We start from the raw sequence: 17,431 nt of genomic DNA on the forward strand, positions 1-17,431 counted from the left end.
AGTTCCGATGTAGTATGTCATATCAAGCTTATAAAACAGCGCAAAACACGACAGAGTCAGCGAGTCAAACCGAGTACAGGCTTCTTGCGCAGGTTACTAATGCCCTTATGACAGCTAAAGATAAAGAATACAGCGGCGTCCAACTCGTAGAAGCTCTTGATTGGAACAGGAGAGTTTGGTCAGTTTTCGCTGCAGATTGTGGCGCTAAAGGCAACCAGCTCCCTCATCAACTACGCGCCAATATTATCTCGCTTTCTATCTGGGTTTCAAAACATTCTTCCAAAGTCATGCGCAAACAAGCCAAGCTGGATGATTTGATCAACATAAACCGCACGATTATGGAAGGCTTGGCGGATCAAGCTAAACTTCAAGCTAAAGCCAACGCCGGCGCATCAGCCCCCACCAGCATTAATTCTACACTTTAACTCACTAGTAGGCACTTTTTTCCATTCAATGGGAAAATTATACCTTAAACACTCTAATAACAACCACTCAAGCTAGGTAATTTTTACCTAGTCAATTTTACATTAAACAAAAAGTTTAACCATATCAGACACTTAACAGAAGCGCGAAAAGACAACCATATGGCATAATTTATGCATCTAATGGTTTGGCAGCAAAATGCAGCCAAGGACAAAATGTCCGCCAAAACTCTCAGAATGGAGATGAAAAATGGCGTTTTCTGTAAACACCAATGCAGGTGCCTTTGCCGCCCTGCAAAATTTGAATCAGACTCAATCAGAGCTGAGAACTACTCAAACACAGATTAATACTGGCCTACGGGTCGCCTCCGCTAAAGACGATGCTGCGACTTTTGCAATCGCACAAACTCTGCGCGGCGAGGTTTCAGGCCTTCAGGCAGTATCTTCTTCTCTTGACCGTGCACAATCCACACTAGATGTGGCAATCGCGGCAGGGGAAGCTGTGTCTGATCTATTAATCGAACTTAAAGAAAAAGCGGTTGCTGCGAAAGACTCCGGTCTCGACACATCAAGCCGAAATTCTTTGAACGATGACTTTAAGCAACTTCGCGATCAGATTACATCTATCGTGCAAAATGCTGAATTCAACGGCACTAACGTAGTAAATGCCGGTGGAGATGCTGTTGTCGCAATTACAAACGACACAGGCAGCAACACCATTACCATTGCTGCGCAAGACCTTTCTCTTTCGAGCACTAACGTCACAATTACCTCTTCGCAGGAAATTAGTACAGCTACGCTTGCAGCTGATGCAGTGACAAAAATCGAAGCCTCAATTGCGAATGTGAACACTTCACTTTCAGCTTTGGGTTCAGGCTCTAGTCGAATTGAACTTCAACAGAACTTTGTGAATTCTCTTTCTGACTCGATTGAAGTCGGCATCGGTAACCTTGTTGACGCCGATCTTGCAGAGACAAGTGCTAACTTGCAATCACTTCAGGTACGACAACAGCTCGGCCTGCAAGCGCTTTCGATTGCAAATCAGGCCCCATCAACAGTTCTAGGATTGTTCCGATAAACAATTCTTTAACGAACAAAGTAGAGAGCCCTACGGGGCTCTTTTTTTTATGGTATTTACTTCCTCTACGGCAACTATTTCCGGCACTTTTTACCGCTTCTCACTCAACGGGTGACCCAGCACTAAAATAAACCATACATTTCAATAAGTTAAGACTGGCACATCAATTGCCATTAGGTGAGGCAGAGCAAAAGGCTCACGAAATTCTCAAAAGGAGACACCCAATGGCTTTTTCAGTAAACACAAATGCCTCTGCATTATCAGCACTTCAAAACCTGAATGGCACTAATGCAAGGTTGAGTACTATTCAGACTCAAATTAACACAGGACTTAATGTGTCTAGCGCAAAAGACAATTCAGCAGTATATGCCATCGCGCAATCATTGCGCGCTGAAAATGCTGGTCTGTCTGCCGCTAGCGCCTCTATTGATCGCGCACTATCTACTATTGATGTAGCGATCGCAGCAGGCGAAGCTGTTTCTGATCTGTTGATCGAACTGAAAGAAAAAGCTGTTGCAGCCAAAGATGCTGGCCTCGACACTGCAAGTCGCGCGTCTCTGAACAACGACTTCATTCAACTACGTGATCAAATTACATCGATCGTAAACAACGCTGAATTTAACGGCACCAATGCCGTTGAAAACAACGGTGACCCGATCATTGCGATCACAAATGACGATGGCTCCAGCCAAATTAGCGTAGCACCTCAAAACCTATCGCTATCTGGCTCCAACGTTGCTCTTACAGTAGCTCAAGAGATCAACACAGCTGCACTTGCGTCCGCTGCTGTTGATAACATTGAAAGCTCCATTCAAAATGTGAACTCTGTTCTTTCTAATCTTGGCTCTAATGCAAATCGCCTAGAGCTACAGAAAAACTTTGTTTCACAACTGTCAGACACAATTGAAATTGGTATCGGTAACTTAGTTGATGCCGATCTTGCTGAATCTTCTGCTGAACTGCAGTCATTGCAGGTGCAGCAGCAGCTTGGTCTGCAGGCGCTTTCAATCGCCAACCAGGCTCCACAGTCTGTACTAAGCCTATTCCAGTAAAATACTGGCCCACCGAGCGGGTTCGCCCGCTCGGTACACCTGCGCAAAAAATACCTACCCTGGCGGCATATTTTTCCATACCCTGCAAAAAATACCTACCCCAACCAGATATTACCGAAAGGTTAATATTGATATTTATCATTACAAATCAAATACATAACTGAAAAACATCTGCAATACAAAACGGCCTAATAATTGCATTGATCATTTTCGAGGTGAAACCTCACCAGCAAAATGCTGGAAATTCATAATCTCAGAATGGAGATGAAAAATGGCGTTTTCCGTCAATACTAACGCAGGTGCTTTTGCTGCCCTGCAAAATTTGAATCAGACTCAATCAGAGCTGAGAACAACTCAAACACAGATTAATACTGGCCTTCGGGTAAGTTCTGCTAAAGATGATGCGGCGACTTTCGCTATCGCGCAAACCCTGCGTGGTGAAGTTTCAGGTCTTCAGGCGGTATCTTCCTCTCTGGACCGCGCTCAGTCTACTTTGGACGTTGCGATCGCAGCCGGTGAAGCGGTATCTGATCTATTGATTGAACTAAAAGAAAAAGCGGTTGCTGCGAAAGACTCCGGTCTCGATACATCAAGCCGTAACTCTCTGAACGATGACTTCCAACAGCTTCGTGACCAGATTACATCAATTGTACAGAATGCGGAATTCAACGGCACAAATGTTGTTGAAAACGGCGGCGATGCAGTTGTTGCAATTACAAACGACACAGGCAGTAACACCATTACAATTGCGGCACAGGATCTTTCCCTTGGTGGCGCAAACGTAACAATTGGTTCTGCACAGTCTATCGGCACGCAAGATGCAGCCTCTGTAGCAGTTGCTAACATCGAAAGCTCAATTCAAAATGTAAACACAGCTCTATCCGCACTTGGCTCAGGCTCAAGCCGGATTGAGTTGCAGCAAACATTCGTGAATCAGCTTTCAGATGCGATTGAAGTTGGTATTGGTAACCTTGTTGATGCAGATCTTGCTGAAACAAGTGCTAACCTGCAATCACTTCAGGTACGACAACAGCTGGGCCTTCAGGCGCTTTCGATTGCCAACCAGGCTCCATCGACAGTACTTGGTCTATTCAGGTAATCCAATTTAAATTGAGTAACACTAGTAAAGGCCCTGCGGGGCCTTTTTCTATGGAAAAAATTTCCTGCCATCTAGGCACTTTTTGCACCACCCGGCACTTTTTTCCCACCTGACCGTTAATTAAAATTTTATCAAAATTATCTACAACTAATTGAAATATAATAATTTTATATCATTTTCTAAAGTTGGCACAACAAATGCTAGTTTGTCCTCGAAGCAAAAGGCTTCCCCCAGCAAAAAGCTAGGGCAACATATTCTCAGAATGGAGATACAAAATGGCGTTTTCCGTAAACACCAATGCAGGTGCGTTTGCTGCACTGCAAAACCTTAATCAGACTCAATCAGAGCTGAACACTACTCAAACACAGATTAACACTGGTCTTCGCGTAAGTTCTGCGAAAGATGACGCTGCGACTTTCGCCATTGCACAAACACTGCGCGGTGAAGTTTCCGGTCTTCAGGCCGTATCAGCCTCTCTTGACCGTGCCCAATCATCCCTTGACGTAGCGATTGCAGCTGGTGAAGCTGTATCCGATCTTCTCATCGAACTGAAAGAGAAAGCTGTTGCAGCCAAGGATAACGGCCTTGATACTGCAAGCCGTACATCACTGAATGACGACTTCCAGCAGCTTCGTGATCAGATTACCTCTATCGTACAAAACGCTGAATTTAACGGCACAAATGCAGTTGAAAACGGCGGTGATGCAATTATTGCTATTACCAATGACACAGGCAGTAACACCATTACCATTGGCGCTCAGGATCTATCTCTAGGCGGTGCGAACGTAACAATTGGTTCTGCACAATCTATCGGCACTCAAGATGCCGCTTCTGTAGCAGTTGCCAACATCGAAAGCTCAATCCAGAATGTAAACACAGCCCTTTCTGCTCTTGGTTCCGGCGCGAACCGTGTTGAACTTCAGCAGAATTTTGTGAACTCACTTTCTGATTCAATTGAAGTTGGTATTGGTAACCTTGTTGATGCGGATCTCGCTGAAACAAGTGCGAACCTACAGTCACTTCAGGTACGTCAGCAGCTTGGCCTACAGGCGCTTTCAATCGCTAACCAGGCTCCACAGTCTGTACTATCACTCTTCCGATAGTCTTTAAATCCAGCAAAATCAAAGGCCCTTTGGGGCCTTTTCATAGAACAAGTAATCTGCTTATCCAGCTTAAGCTCTGTTTTCTTTTTGCTTCTTTCTTACTGCCTTCAAAAGCGGTCAAAAAAGAACGAAAAAAAACAAAACGCTGGCAAAGTTATAGACATTTTTTATGTACATAACTGCACATTACCTGTAATATAAAAGATGAAGCAAAAGGCTTCCCCCGGCAAAAAGCCAGGGTCACATATTCTCAGAATGGAGAAACAAAATGGCGTTTTCAGTAAACACCAATGCAGGTGCTTTTGCTGCCCTGCAAAACCTTAATCAGACTCAATCAGAGCTGAACACTACCCAGACACAAATTAATACTGGCCTTCGCGTAAGTTCTGCGAAAGATGATGCAGCGACTTTCGCTATTGCACAAACTCTACGCGGCGAAGTTTCTGGCCTTCAGGCGGTATCTTCGTCTCTGGACCGCGCCCAATCATCTCTTGATGTTGCGATTGCGGCTGGGGAAGCTGTATCTGATCTTCTCATTGAACTTAAAGAGAAAGCGGTTGCCGCTAAGGATAACGGCCTTGACACTGCAAGCCGTACATCTCTGAACGATGATTTTGAACAGCTTCGTGATCAGATCACATCGATTGTACAGAACGCTGAATTTAACGGCACAAATGCGGTTCAAAACAATGGTGACGCAATTATTGCCATCACCAACGATACAGGCAGCAACACAATTACAATTGCTGCGCAAGACTTGTCTCTAGCAGGTACAAATGTAGCCATTACCGCCACACAGGATATCTCTACGCAAGATCTTGCATCTGCTGCTGTTGCTGATATTGAATCCTCTATCGAAAATGTAAACACAGCTCTTTCTGCTCTTGGTTCCGGCGCGAACCGTGTTGAACTTCAGCAGAATTTTGTGAACTCGCTTTCTGATTCAATTGAAGTTGGTATTGGTAACCTTGTTGATGCAGACCTCGCTGAAACAAGTGCGAACCTACAGTCACTTCAGGTACGTCAGCAGCTTGGTCTACAGGCGCTTTCAATCGCCAATCAGGCTCCACAGTCGGTGCTATCACTCTTCCGATAGAAAGCAATTAGCCAAAATATATGAGAGCCTTTCGAGGCTCTCCTTTTTAGGAATTTTTTTCCTAGCTAATGCACTTAGTAGGCAACTATGTGCTAATAAGGCAATTATTGCCTAGTTTTATTTTAGACCTAGTAATTGGAAAACATCAATTAAACCATAAGATTCAAAGCTTTATTTACCGACATTTTAATCAGCACTTTGGCTCATCTTTTGCATAGTATTAGGTGGACAAAAAGTCCTGCAGGCAAAATGCCTGACATAATACTCCAAAAAGGAGAAGCAAAATGGCTTTTTCGGTAAATACCAATGCAGGCGCTTTTGCAGCCCTGCAGAACTTGAATCAGACTTCGTCTGAATTGACGACGACGCAAAACCGGATTAACACTGGTTTACGCGTTAGCTCGTCCAAGGATGATGCAGCAACATTCGCTATCGCACAAACATTGCGTGGCGAAGTAGCTGGTCTTTCAGCGGTATCTGCCTCGCTCGATCGTGCACAATCCACTTTGGATGTTGCAATTGCGGCCGGTGAAGCAGTATCGGACCTCCTAATTGAGCTCAAAGAAAAAGCGGTTGCTGCAAAAGACTCTGGTCTTGATACAGCAAGCCGTAGTTCTTTGAATGATGATTTCGAGCAACTACGTGATCAAATTACCTCTATTGTACAGAACGCTGAATTTAACGGCACCAATGCTGTTGAAAACAACGGTGATGCAATTGTTGCTATTACAAGCGATGACGGCGGTAATACCATTACGGTTGCAGCTCAGAACTTGTCACTTTCAGGCTCCAATGTCGCACTAACGTCGTCGCAAGATATCTCTACACAGGCTCTTGCTTCTGCGGCGGTAACGGACATTGAAAACTCAATCGCAAACGTTAACACTTCGCTTTCTCAACTTGGTTCCGGTGCGGCTCGTATCGAACTCCAAAAAGAGTTTGTGAACCAGCTATCAGATACCATTGAAGTCGGTATCGGTAACTTGGTGGATGCAGACCTTGCAAGTGAATCTGCAAACCTGCAGGCCTTGCAGGTAAGACAACAGCTTGGTTTACAAGCCTTGTCGATCGCAAATCAGGCACCATCAACGGTTCTTGGTCTATTCCGATAGAACTACTGAGACTATGGCTGAACCGGTTCGCCGGTTCACCGCTCAAAGAGTTAGCAGTTTAATAATCGATGGAGATTGAAGCGAAAGGGAATTTCGCACGGAGTAAGAACAATGGCAGAGATTAGCAACATAAATGCAAGAGTTCAGGTTCCTGAACCTAGACAGACAAATGCTTCCCGGGTTGCCCCGCAGGATAACAATAGCTCTGTACTTGCAACAGATCAGGCGCCCTCTACCAACGAAGTAACCGCAAACACAATTGTAAGCGTGGACTTCACAGGAGAACAAGGTAGCCCTCTCGAACAAGCTGCTCGAGCAATTGAAGAAATTATTCCAGAGGAACAGACCACTAACACTCGTTTGCGCATTGACAGAGACGAAGAAACTGGACGTTTTATCTACAAAAACATCGACACCGACACAGGTGAAGTTGTTAGCCAGTTTCCGTTAGAGTCTATCTTGGAAATTGTTTCCCAATTCAGAGAGCCTGAGGGATTGATCCTAGACGACGAAGCTTAGTGCCACACCAGATAGAACTGGTACTAAGCTTATATAAATTGCCGTGACCGGTTATGGCCTAAGCATATGCTTCGGTTATACGGTCTTTTTGTGTTTGTATAATGTATCACAAGTGATTTTATAGGTTGGACTTTATGCCCCTCTGCACTATCTCATCTTTCTAATTAAAGTTTGTTTAACAGGAGATACGTCCGATGAAATTTACGGGCACTGATCAGTATGTCGCTACCGAAGACCTGAAAGTAGCAGTGAACGCAGCTGCCACACTGCGTCGCCCTCTTCTTATTAAGGGCGAACCCGGCACAGGCAAAACAGTGCTTGCAAATGAAGTTGCAGAAGCTTTTGGTATGGAACTGATTGAATGGCATATCAAATCCACTACCAAAGCCCAGCAAGGCCTTTATGAATATGATGCAGTTTCTCGCCTGCGAGATAGCCAACTTGGTGATGAAAAAGTAAAAGACATCAAAAATTACATTAAAAAAGGCAAACTCTGGGAAGCATTTGAGCGTGACAAAACGCCTGTGCTGCTAATTGATGAAATTGATAAAGCAGATATTGAATTCCCGAATGATCTTCTTCTTGAGCTAGATCGCATGGAATTTCATGTTTATGAAACTGGCGAAACCATCAAGGCGAAAAACCGGCCTATTGTTATCATCACGTCAAACAATGAAAAAGAACTACCCGATGCTTTTCTGCGCCGCTGTTTCTTCCACTTCATCAAGTTTCCCGAGCCTGAAACCATGAAAGATATCATTCAGGTACACTATCCTGATATCCAGCAGGCTCTTGTTAAGGAAGCACTCAGTGTTTTCTTTGATCTCAGAGAAGTTCCTGGCCTCAAGAAAAAGCCTTCAACAAGTGAACTCCTTGATTGGCTAAAGCTCCTAATGGCAGAAGAACTCCCGCTTGAGGTCCTCAAATCCAAAGACCCGAACAAACTGATACCACCGCTGCATGGCGCTCTACTGAAAAACGAGCAGGATGTTCATCTATTTGAACGTCTAGCCTTCATGAACCGCCGCCAAAACGGATAAAGCATGTTTGTTAAGTTCTTCTACGCACTCAAAGAAAGCGGCTTACCTGTCAGCATCAAGGAATATCTTACCTTGATGGAAGCCTTAAAGGCAGGCTGCTCAAATTACAGTGTGGATGACTTCTATTATCTTTCCCGATCCGTTTTTGTGAAAGACGAAACCAAACTGGATAAATTTGATCGTGTCTTTGGCAAAACTTTCGAAGGCATTGAATTTATCGCTGACGATGAAACCGCTGAAATTCCAGAAGAATGGCTCAAAAAAATGGCTGAGCTATATCTGACACCGGAAGAGATGGAAGAAATTCAATCTCTTGGTGATTGGGATGAGATTATGGAAACTCTCAAGAAACGGCTTGAGGAGCAGGAAAAACGCCATCAAGGCGGTAATAAATGGATTGGTACTGCAGGCAAAAGCCCCTTTGGTGCTTACGGCTATAACCCTGAAGGTGTGCGTATTGGTCAGAAAGAAGGCCGGCACGGAAAAGCGCTCAAAGTGTGGGATAAACGGGAATATAAAAACCTTGATGATAGCGTTGAGTTAGGCACACGAAACATCAAAGTAGCCCTCAAAAAACTACGACAGTTTGCAAGACAAGGCGAAGCCAGCGAGCTTGATCTAGATGGGACTATCAGGTCCACAGCTCATAATGGTTTTCTGGATATTAAAATGGTCCCAGAACGCCATAACGCCGTTAAGGTTCTTATCTTTTTTGATGTTGGCGGTTCTATGGACCCATATATCAAATTATGTGAAGAACTATTTTCCGCAGCCCGCACTGAATTTAAACACCTAGAATTCTTCTACTTCCATAACTGTCTCTATGAGCGAGTATGGAAGGATAACGTCCGCAGGCATAATGAAACCACACCAACCATGGATGTTCTGCATAAATACCCACATGACTATAAGATCATATTCGTGGGGGATGCATCTATGAGCCCATATGAAATCACCTACCCTGGCGGTTCAGTTGAGCATTGGAATGAAGAAGCAGGCGATGTTTGGATGAAACGGGTTACCAATATCTACCAAAAAGCTGTGTGGTTAAACCCAGTACCTGAAGAACACTGGCAATACAGCCAATCCATTCAACTACTTAAAGAATTGATGGATAACCGTATGTACCCACTGAACTTAGGCGGCATTGACCAGGCAGTGAAAGCTTTAAGATAAAAAAAAGAGAGGCATTTCGCCTCTCTTTTCCTTGAAACTAATCTATCTGCTAAATTAGTTGATATTTTGCGCAACCACGCGAATTGTATCTGAATTCTGTGCAATTTGTTGGCTAGTTACGTAGCCTTGGCGAAGGAATTTTTCGGCCTGTTCATCAGATGTTGCATAGCTTAACTGTAGAACAAACGTCAGCTTATCCTGGTTATATGATGCAGGAAGATCCGGGAAATCTACCTTTCTCAAGACTTTTCTAGCCGCAGCGCGAATGCCCATATCACTTGGCTTCTTAACTCTGATTGCATCAACAACATCGCCGTCACGGTCGATTGTTACCTGATAAAGAGCAAGGCCAGCACCTGAGCCTGTAGCTGAATAAAGAGTTGGCGCATTCATTACTGTGTTCACAGCTTCACCAGCTTCTTGCGCCCAATCTTTAAGCCCGTTCGAACCGCTATCGCCTGCCTGCGCTGCCACCGCAGCAAAAGGTAGTGAACAAGCCAATGCCAATTTCAAAAATGTCTTATTCGATTTCATAGTGTTTCTCCTCGCTATCATAGCCACTTGTATCTGTCGTAATTTATTTTAAGTGCAGTTTTCTGCTGTATTGAACATAATCACTCAGATAAGGATTTTAAGGGCCAATGCGACGAATGGGTGGAAATTCAGGCTGTATAGATAAACCCTAAACGTGCGTTTATAACGATATGGTCAAAATCGAAACAAGACCTTCATAAAAGCTCCTTAGAAGAAGCATGAACAACCTTATTGCAGGCACTCTCAAGCTGTGTCATAGGTCTAAATTAAACAATAAAGAGTATAGAGGGGAGCAATCATGCGCGTTAAATCGCTTCTTATAGCATCAGCTTTATCAAGCAGCCTGCTAATCACATCTGCATCAATAGCACAGGAAGTAACTAAAGATCATATTGGGACTACTCAATCCTGGCTTGAGCAAGGGGAAAAAGCAATCGCTGATCGTCTCGCCCAAAAACCAAACACAAACCGTGCGAAAAACGTTATTCTGTTTGTAGGTGATGGCATGGGTATTTCCACACTCACTGCCGGTCGTATTCTAGAAGGTCAATTGAACGGACAACCTGGCGAGGAAAACTATTTAAGCTTCGAACGCTTCCCGAATACCGCCCTTGTAAAAACATATAATGTAAATGCTCAGGTAGCAGATTCAGCTGGGACAGCCTCAGCACTGAATACCGGTACCAAAACTGAAATTGGTGTCATTAACACCGCTCCCAATCACCCGAATGGTATCTGCAAAGGCATGGAAAAAGATGCCCCTAAAACGCTGGCTTACTTCGCCGAACAAGCTGGCATGAGCACAGGTATTGTGAGCACAGCACGCCTCACACACGCAACGCCAGCGGCCGTTTTCGCTATTAGCCCAAGCCGGGGCTGGGAAAATGATACTGAACTTACCGAAGAAGCCATTGAGAACAAATGCACAGACATCGCGAGCCAGATTACGACAGACCTAGGCGGTAATGGTCTTGAAGTAGCCCTTGGTGGAGGTGCTCGCAATTTCCTTCCTTCTTCAGAAGGAGGTAAACGTGAAGATGGCCGCAATATAGTTACAGAATGGCAAAATAAATTCGAAAAATCAGCGTATGTAACAAACCGAGCAGAACTTCAGGCGACAGATATTTCTGGCATCGACCATCTTTTTGGTTTGTTCAGCAGCTCGCATATGTCTTTCACTCTTGAAGAAGTTCAAAATGAGCCAACTTTGGCAGAAATGACAGAAACAGCCATTAAAATGCTATCCAAGAATGACAATGGCTATTATCTCATGATTGAAGCTGGTCGCATTGACCACGGTCATCATGGCGGTAATGCTAACGCAGCGCTGAATGATACTGTTGCTCTTTCATCAGCCGTTAAAAAAGCGTTAGAACTTGTAGATACAGAAGAAACGCTCATTCTGGTAACTGCTGATCACAGCCACACATTTACCATGGCGGGTTACCCAAAGCGGGGTAATCCTATACTCGGACTCGTGTCTGGCCCTGGTCAGAAGGACGGTGAATATACGATGGCTAAGGATGGTAAGCCATACACAACAGTTGGATACCAAAATGGCCCGGGCGCTATTGAGGGCGAACGCGCGCATCTTACAAATGAAGATACGCATCACCCTGAGTTCCAGCAGCAAGCCGCAATTCCTCTTTGGTCAGAGACCCATGGCGGGGAAGACGTCGCTCTTTTTGGAATAGGCCCTTGGTCCCATCTGGTAAAAGGTACAATGGAGCAGAACGTAGTATTCCATATTATGAACCATGCACTAGGGCTGAAAGATCGCACCCAAAATTAGAAACGAAAAAGCCCCGCTTTTAGCGGGGCTTTCCATTGCAACCATTAACTCAAAACGAAAATCTTAGTTTACTGATTCAAGCTGGCTCTTGAGTGTTGTCAGAACTGCACCAGCACCAACAGCCCCTTCTCTATCTGCGGAATAAATCAACGCTAGAGAGAAAGTCATTTGATCAGCTTTATAGCTCTCCGGTAAAGCAGGATAATCTGTAGAAGCTACCAGATTAGTTGCAACGGCATTTAGTCCCTGTTCTTCAGATTTCCCTTTTTGCACATATGAAACCAGATCACCAGAACGGTCCACAGTAACGTTAAACTGAACAACGCTGCTTTTATCTACATCACTATCCAATCTTGATGGCAAAAGCGCAGATTGAACAATCACACTAGCTTCTCGTGTCCATTCTTTCATTGTATCAGGGGTATCTGCTGATGCAGTTTGAGACAGCATCGAAGCCGTCATCGCAGCAGCTACTACCGGAATAGCCTTCCAATTCTTCTTCATTTCTCATCCTCATTGTCGCGGCCTTATGTGACTATTATTTTTTATGTCACGGCTATCTTTAGAATGTAGATATAAGAAGAATTTTAGGAATTAAAACGGTCAACTGTAGAAATTTTGCGACCAAAAGATAAACTTTAAAACTTTAGTTTACAAAACAAGCCTACACCCAGCTATATAGACCTGTGTTTGTTACAAAGTTCTATGCAGTTTGTTGATACTTCTCGATAGCTTCATTCAAGCTATCAGTAAGCTTCTTACCAATTTCACCACCGTCACCGCTTACACGGCCTTTAATAACGGCACGCATGGCATCGAGGTGGCTCTTCACCAACTCAATCTGATTATCGGTAATCTCACCTGAACGCTTCACAGTGAAACCATAAAGGCTATCAGCGAAAGAAGTTATAAGCGGATACCCAAAGGTGCCACCTTGCCCCTTCATATCATGGGCGATATGATTGATTTCTTCAAAGCAATCATGGCGCATTTCTGGGCTATCTACACAGCGGCCATGCTGTTCTTGTAATTTAACAACAAGACCAGACACCCAATCAGGGTAATCTTCAGACATCTTGGTAAGCGCTTGCTCAGCGGCTTCTAGCGCTTCTCTGGATATACCAGTGTTTCCAGGAGCCAAACCCGCGGTTTTTTCCTTCAAACGGTTTTGAAAACGATAAAAACGGACAATAACTGGTTTATTACTAGCCACGGATAATCTCCACGCCTTCGCTCTTATCTTTCAACACACGCCTCTCAACGCCACCAGGAACATCACCCTTCATTCGCCTGCGATCTGGACCAAAGTAATCCTTTGTATGAACAAACTGCCTCGGCCGTTCAATAATCGACATAAGCTTTTCGCCAATACCGTTAATTGTGAAAGGCTTTGCGAGCATTTCAGTAACGCCCATTTCCCGCGCCTGAAGTACACGTTCAGGCTCAGTATAACTGGTAATCATTACAAATGGAGTAAACCTATCAGGGCTATCTTTATGACGGCGTACCCAGCGAAGAAACATCATGCCATCAATCGGATGCATATCCCAATTAGAGATAATTAAATCAATCTGCTGAACACCAATTTTCATTGGCTCATTTTTCACGCGTTGGAGAAAATGGATAGCATCGCCACCATGTTCAACGGCGAATACGTTACCAACACCAAGTACTTTCAGTGAATTCACCAACAAAGACCGAATAAAAGGACTGTCTTCAGCCAGAAGAACATTCACTCGGTCAAAATCATAGTCGCTCATATACCCATCGCCCTGCTATAATAGGCTAATTCTATTAGATTATTGAAACTACTACCTTAAAGCAGGCTATAGCGTCAAACAATACGGTTGATTTTATATAAGCAAACCGTCTTCATCTTTGGGAAGTTCCGCGATATAGGCGAGCAATTCTTCCATCCGTACATTCAAACAAGCACACACGCCGCTAGAGATTTCTTCTGTTAGCATACTGTTTTCCATAAGTTCCGCGCGTTCTGATGCTCTTGCAAGGCGCCATGCCCCAATACCTCTTGCAGCTCCTTTAAGTTTATGAGCGAGCGCTGACCAATCATCAACAGAAGCTTGTGACAGTTCCTCTAGATACCCTGGGGCATTCTGAACGAAAATATCCAGAACCTGTTTTTCAAAAAAGGGATCGCCGCTGGTAAATGCTTTCAGGTGATCACGGTCGAAAACAACATCTTCATCCCAATTAGATTCCTGCACTCTGCACACCCCGTTTTACCGCTTCTCGTCCTGTTTTCGTGAGCTTGCAAACAAGCCAATTCGTTTTAACAGGATTCCTACGCCATTCTTTACACCAACCATTTTTAAGGCAAGATCGAATCGTTTGTTCATTGATTCGTTGACCATCCCGATCAAACAAAGGGAGCTTACCTCCTGGCTCATTAACGCCACGGAGAAGATAACGCAATTGCGTTGCACTCGGTTTTTTCTCAGAAACAGACGCCATTTCCCGCCTTTCGTTCCAGCAAATATAGCAAAATCCCATATTTTTGCCACAGGAATAGCTATTATCATTCTTGTCATTATAAACTTGTGGTGCATTCCTCTGAAAATGTCGTAACAATTATGACAAGCATATGAATAGGGTGGCCAAGGGGGCGACATGTCGAAAGCTGAACTTGATTTTCCAAACGTAACAAAAACTGAAGGCGAGCCTCTGCCGCCCTCAGAGCCGCAAAAAGGGAAATCTCGAAACATCAGGCGACTGGCCCCGGTAATCATTGCAGCTTCACTAAGCCTTATCTGGTCAACGCTTACAGTTTATTTTCTTGTTACATCGCAACATACTTTTGCTGACATCTCGGTCACAACACTTGCTACCCTTATCGCAGGATACGCCACACCAGTAGCAATTTTCTGGCTCGTTGCTTTAGCTTTCCAGCGTACAGACCCTCTTCTAGAGCGCCGTCTAGCTATGGCGCAAAATCTGGATAAAGCTTTGTCTCCCGTTGAAATGGCTGAACAACGTATAAAATCTTTAAACAAAAACCTACGGAAAGAACTTGAAAGCATCGATGCTGTCGCAGATCTGGCTGCTGACCGCATTGAAAACCTCGAAAATCGTTTTCAGGAACAAATCAGCAATCTATTTTCCGCAACAGCCGATACCGAAGCCCGCACCACAAGCATTCGAGATACGCTTGCTAGAGAACGAGAAGCCATTGGCACGACTACACAAGATGTCGAAGAGCGGTTTACACGCCTTGAGGAACTAGTCACATCAATTGCCGCCAGCCTTGATAATGCGGGGCACACATTCGCCTCAACAGCCGACAGCGCCAGAGACCGTATTGATGAAAGCCTTGATAACATCAGTTCCATGGCAGAAAATTTTGAAGCACGACTTGATAAGGCAACAGAAACAGTAACTGAACGCGCCAGCCAAGTTCAGGATATAGCAGAAAACGTTGAACTCCGTCTTCACACAGCAACAGAAAGTGCACTCGCAGGCATGGAACGTTTCCGGCATGATGTGGAAGGCCTGGAAGGACGCTCAGCAGAGCTTTCAGAACATATGAAAACTCAAGGAACTGTTCTTCATGATCTTGCTGAGTTAGCTGCTGCAGAGTCTGCTAAAATTGAAGAAAGCCTGCGTACACATGTAGGTGAAGTACGCTTGGCCGCTACAGAAGCACTTGAGCGCACAAGTGATGTAAGTGACTTATTCTCCGACAAAGCAACAGCTATGTCTGAACAGGTTATCGAAACTGTAGAAAATGCAAAACAACTTCTTGAAGAAGCCGGTCAATCGCTCGAAGCGCACTGTCAATCTGCCCTTTCAACAAGTGAACGTGTAAACGAACAAACACTTGAAACCACAAAAGCAACTGGTGAAGCCGTGCTGGAGCATGCGGCTAAAGCAGATGATATTTTAATAAGCGGTCTCGAACGTGCCAAAACCGCCCTTGAAAACACTATGGCTGCCATATCTGATCATTCCAACTCCGCCGTTCAGGAAGCCGAAGATACAGCCACACGCACGCTTCAACATATCAGACAGCTTCGCGCAGGTGTTGAAGAACAAATAGCTGAACTCGCACAGGCAAGCCAAAATGCATATGAACTTTCAAACGATGCAGCGGGCAAAATTTCTGAAAAAACTGCAGAACTGAGACAGGAATCTGAAGATACAGTTCAGGAGCTTACATCCGTACGTGCGCAAATGGATGTTCAAAGCGATCTTATCGGTGAAGTTCTCAATGAAACCCGTATGAAACTTGCCCGTCTTGAAGATGATCTTTCAAGTCAGCGTGACGCCTTGAGCAGCGCATCAAATGAAGCGGCTGAAAAGGTAATCGAAGCCGCAGAGCGATTTGCAACCAACAGCCTTAATCTCCAGAACACTGCTTCCGTTGTTGAAGAACAACTCAGCAGTAAATCGGGGGAACTCGTTTCACTGATTGACCGTGTGGGTGATACATCTGCACAAACTTCTGAACGGTTAGAAAAAGCTGTTGGTGAACTAAGTGAACAAACCACTGGCCTTCGGGAAGAATTAACAGATTCAGGTGGTGCGCTTGGGCAAGCCGCAGAAGCTTTTGCCGGTGAGCGCCACCGCATCAAGGAAGAAACCGAGAGTGTTATCAGTGAACTGAACCGAGCCTCCGATAACATGGGTACGGAAGTAACGCGTTTTACTGACAGTTCCATGGAAGCTGCAAATCGCCTCGATGCTGCCAGCCAAGTACTGATGGACCAGACACAGCGTGCACAAGACCAGATGCATAAATCTGTTGATGAAACTAGGTCTGAACTCTCTCAAACCATGGATGAAATCGGCAACAAAGCAACTGAGCGTATCACATACCTGCAAGAAGAGATGCAGGCCACCCTTGCCCGTGTTCTTTCTGAGTATCAAGAAACCGCTGATCAAGCAGAAAAAGAAAGCGCTCTACTAGCTATGCGTCTTGGTAATGAAGCAGAGAAAATCAACCAAACAACTGAGCAGTTTATCTCTAAAACTGAAGAGATTGAAAAACGTATTGCTTCAGCCACAAAGAATGATTTCGCACGTACCTCTGCTCTCTTGATGGAAAGCCTTCAATCTAATTCAATCGAAATTAATAAAGCTCTGTCTGACGACCTCCCAGATACTGTTTGGGAGGACTATCTTGCTGGCGATAAATCCGTCTTTATCCGCCGGACACTTAAGGTTGGCAGTCGAAAGAGCCGCAAAATTATCGGTGAAAAATTTGCATCAGATCCAGAATTCCGTGAAGCAGTTAGCCGCTACTGTCGGGATTTCGAAGGCATGATGGAACGAGCAATGATGGGCGACAAAGGCAGTGCCATGTCTGTCACTTTGATTTCAAGTGACATGGGCAAGCTCTATGTGCTTCTTGGGCAAGCACTGAAGAAATTTAGTTAAGATTACGCGGCGGG

18 protein-coding genes are annotated in these 17,431 nt (G+C 44.6%); 12 read left to right on the plus strand and 6 right to left on the minus strand.

Annotation, left to right across the window (positions count from 1 at the left end; translation table 11 throughout):
• Positions 1-14: 14 nt before the first annotated feature.
• The 10 genes from flaF (at position 15) to KFE96_RS12375 (ending at position 9,697) form a co-directional block, all read left to right on the plus strand.
• Positions 15-425: a flagellar biosynthesis regulator FlaF gene (flaF, locus tag KFE96_RS12330; RefSeq protein ID WP_255832862.1), complete on the plus strand. Its 411-nt coding sequence runs from the start codon at positions 15-17 to the stop codon at positions 423-425.
• A gap of 247 nt (positions 426-672) precedes the next feature.
• Positions 673-1,500 (plus strand): flagellin, encoded by an 828-nt coding sequence (locus KFE96_RS12335; protein WP_255832863.1) that lies wholly within the window; start codon positions 673-675, stop codon positions 1,498-1,500.
• 224 nt (positions 1,501-1,724) lie between these two features.
• On the plus strand, positions 1,725-2,552 hold the full coding sequence (locus tag KFE96_RS12340; RefSeq protein WP_255832864.1) for a flagellin: 828 nt from the start codon (positions 1,725-1,727) through the stop codon (positions 2,550-2,552).
• Between the two features lie 271 nt (positions 2,553-2,823).
• On the plus strand, positions 2,824-3,651 hold the full coding sequence (locus KFE96_RS12345) for a flagellin (protein ID WP_255832865.1): 828 nt from the start codon (positions 2,824-2,826) through the stop codon (positions 3,649-3,651).
• Between the two features lie 275 nt (positions 3,652-3,926).
• Complete coding sequence (locus tag KFE96_RS12350) at positions 3,927-4,754, plus strand: flagellin (protein ID WP_255832866.1); 828 nt, start codon at positions 3,927-3,929, stop codon at positions 4,752-4,754.
• A gap of 268 nt (positions 4,755-5,022) precedes the next feature.
• Complete coding sequence (locus KFE96_RS12355) at positions 5,023-5,850, plus strand: flagellin (protein ID WP_255832867.1); 828 nt, start codon at positions 5,023-5,025, stop codon at positions 5,848-5,850.
• A 284-nt stretch (positions 5,851-6,134) separates the two neighbouring features.
• On the plus strand, positions 6,135-6,962 hold the full coding sequence (locus tag KFE96_RS12360) for a flagellin (protein WP_255832868.1): 828 nt from the start codon (positions 6,135-6,137) through the stop codon (positions 6,960-6,962).
• Between the two features lie 111 nt (positions 6,963-7,073).
• Positions 7,074-7,481 carry a flagellar protein FlaG gene (locus tag KFE96_RS12365; RefSeq protein WP_255832869.1) on the plus strand — a complete coding sequence of 136 codons (408 nt, stop codon included), beginning with the start codon at positions 7,074-7,076 and terminating at the stop codon, positions 7,479-7,481.
• Between the two features lie 194 nt (positions 7,482-7,675).
• Positions 7,676-8,521: a MoxR family ATPase gene (locus KFE96_RS12370; RefSeq protein ID WP_255832870.1), complete on the plus strand. Its 846-nt coding sequence runs from the start codon at positions 7,676-7,678 to the stop codon at positions 8,519-8,521.
• A gap of 3 nt (positions 8,522-8,524) precedes the next feature.
• Positions 8,525-9,697, plus strand: coding sequence for a VWA domain-containing protein (locus tag KFE96_RS12375; RefSeq protein ID WP_255832871.1), 1,173 nt, complete (start codon positions 8,525-8,527; stop codon positions 9,695-9,697).
• 54 nt (positions 9,698-9,751) lie between these two features.
• On the opposite strand, the gene KFE96_RS12380 is transcribed toward KFE96_RS12375, so the two are convergent.
• Positions 9,752-10,231: a hypothetical protein gene (locus KFE96_RS12380; RefSeq protein WP_255832872.1), complete on the minus strand. Its 480-nt coding sequence runs from the start codon at positions 10,229-10,231 to the stop codon at positions 9,752-9,754.
• 298 nt (positions 10,232-10,529) lie between these two features.
• On the opposite strand from KFE96_RS12380, the gene KFE96_RS12385 reads away from it, so the two are divergent.
• Entirely contained in the window at positions 10,530-12,023 is a 1,494-nt protein-coding gene (locus KFE96_RS12385; protein ID WP_255832873.1) for an alkaline phosphatase, read from the plus strand.
• Between the two features lie 63 nt (positions 12,024-12,086).
• On the opposite strand, the gene KFE96_RS12390 is transcribed toward KFE96_RS12385, so the two are convergent.
• From KFE96_RS12390 to KFE96_RS12410, 5 genes are all read right to left on the minus strand, one after another.
• Entirely contained in the window at positions 12,087-12,527 is a 441-nt protein-coding gene (locus KFE96_RS12390) for a TonB C-terminal domain-containing protein (protein WP_255832874.1), read from the minus strand.
• Positions 12,528-12,726: 199 nt separating this feature from the next.
• Positions 12,727-13,236 (minus strand): Hpt domain-containing protein, encoded by a 510-nt coding sequence (locus KFE96_RS12395; protein WP_255832875.1) that lies wholly within the window; start codon positions 13,234-13,236, stop codon positions 12,727-12,729.
• Positions 13,229-13,783 (minus strand): response regulator, encoded by a 555-nt coding sequence (locus KFE96_RS12400; RefSeq protein WP_255832876.1) that lies wholly within the window; start codon positions 13,781-13,783, stop codon positions 13,229-13,231. The genes KFE96_RS12395 and KFE96_RS12400 overlap by 8 nt, the downstream gene beginning before the upstream one ends.
• A gap of 93 nt (positions 13,784-13,876) precedes the next feature.
• Positions 13,877-14,248, minus strand: coding sequence for an Hpt domain-containing protein (locus KFE96_RS12405; RefSeq protein ID WP_255832877.1), 372 nt, complete (start codon positions 14,246-14,248; stop codon positions 13,877-13,879).
• Positions 14,249-14,263: 15 nt separating this feature from the next.
• Entirely contained in the window at positions 14,264-14,572 is a 309-nt protein-coding gene (locus tag KFE96_RS12410) for a hypothetical protein (RefSeq protein ID WP_255832878.1), read from the minus strand.
• A 79-nt stretch (positions 14,573-14,651) separates the two neighbouring features.
• On the opposite strand from KFE96_RS12410, the gene KFE96_RS12415 reads away from it, so the two are divergent.
• Positions 14,652-17,417: a hypothetical protein gene (locus tag KFE96_RS12415; RefSeq protein WP_255832879.1), complete on the plus strand. Its 2,766-nt coding sequence runs from the start codon at positions 14,652-14,654 to the stop codon at positions 17,415-17,417.
• Positions 17,418-17,431 lie beyond the last annotated feature (14 nt).

Source organism: Kordiimonas sp. SCSIO 12603, assembly GCF_024398035.1.
Lineage (GTDB): Bacteria > Pseudomonadota > Alphaproteobacteria > Sphingomonadales > Kordiimonadaceae > Kordiimonas.

Excerpts from the sequence above, each read along its gene's own strand:
- flaF (WP_255832862.1), top strand. The coding sequence starts at position 15 with ATGTCATATCAAGCTTATAAAACAGCGCAAAACACGACAGAGTCAGCG.
- KFE96_RS12335 (WP_255832863.1), top strand. The coding sequence starts at position 673 with ATGGCGTTTTCTGTAAACACCAATGCAGGTGCCTTTGCCGCCCTGCAA.
- KFE96_RS12340 (WP_255832864.1), top strand. The coding sequence starts at position 1,725 with ATGGCTTTTTCAGTAAACACAAATGCCTCTGCATTATCAGCACTTCAA.
- KFE96_RS12345 (WP_255832865.1), top strand. The coding sequence starts at position 2,824 with ATGGCGTTTTCCGTCAATACTAACGCAGGTGCTTTTGCTGCCCTGCAA.
- KFE96_RS12350 (WP_255832866.1), top strand. The coding sequence starts at position 3,927 with ATGGCGTTTTCCGTAAACACCAATGCAGGTGCGTTTGCTGCACTGCAA.
- KFE96_RS12355 (WP_255832867.1), top strand. The coding sequence starts at position 5,023 with ATGGCGTTTTCAGTAAACACCAATGCAGGTGCTTTTGCTGCCCTGCAA.
- KFE96_RS12360 (WP_255832868.1), top strand. The coding sequence starts at position 6,135 with ATGGCTTTTTCGGTAAATACCAATGCAGGCGCTTTTGCAGCCCTGCAG.
- KFE96_RS12365 (WP_255832869.1), top strand. The coding sequence starts at position 7,074 with ATGGCAGAGATTAGCAACATAAATGCAAGAGTTCAGGTTCCTGAACCT.
- KFE96_RS12370 (WP_255832870.1), top strand. The coding sequence starts at position 7,676 with ATGAAATTTACGGGCACTGATCAGTATGTCGCTACCGAAGACCTGAAA.
- KFE96_RS12375 (WP_255832871.1), top strand. The coding sequence starts at position 8,525 with ATGTTTGTTAAGTTCTTCTACGCACTCAAAGAAAGCGGCTTACCTGTC.
- KFE96_RS12380 (WP_255832872.1), bottom strand. The coding sequence starts at position 10,231 with ATGAAATCGAATAAGACATTTTTGAAATTGGCATTGGCTTGTTCACTA.
- KFE96_RS12385 (WP_255832873.1), top strand. The coding sequence starts at position 10,530 with ATGCGCGTTAAATCGCTTCTTATAGCATCAGCTTTATCAAGCAGCCTG.
- KFE96_RS12390 (WP_255832874.1), bottom strand. The coding sequence starts at position 12,527 with ATGAAGAAGAATTGGAAGGCTATTCCGGTAGTAGCTGCTGCGATGACG.
- KFE96_RS12400 (WP_255832876.1), bottom strand. The coding sequence starts at position 13,783 with ATGAGCGACTATGATTTTGACCGAGTGAATGTTCTTCTGGCTGAAGAC.
- KFE96_RS12410 (WP_255832878.1), bottom strand. The coding sequence starts at position 14,572 with ATGACAAGAATGATAATAGCTATTCCTGTGGCAAAAATATGGGATTTT.
- KFE96_RS12415 (WP_255832879.1), top strand. The coding sequence starts at position 14,652 with ATGTCGAAAGCTGAACTTGATTTTCCAAACGTAACAAAAACTGAAGGC.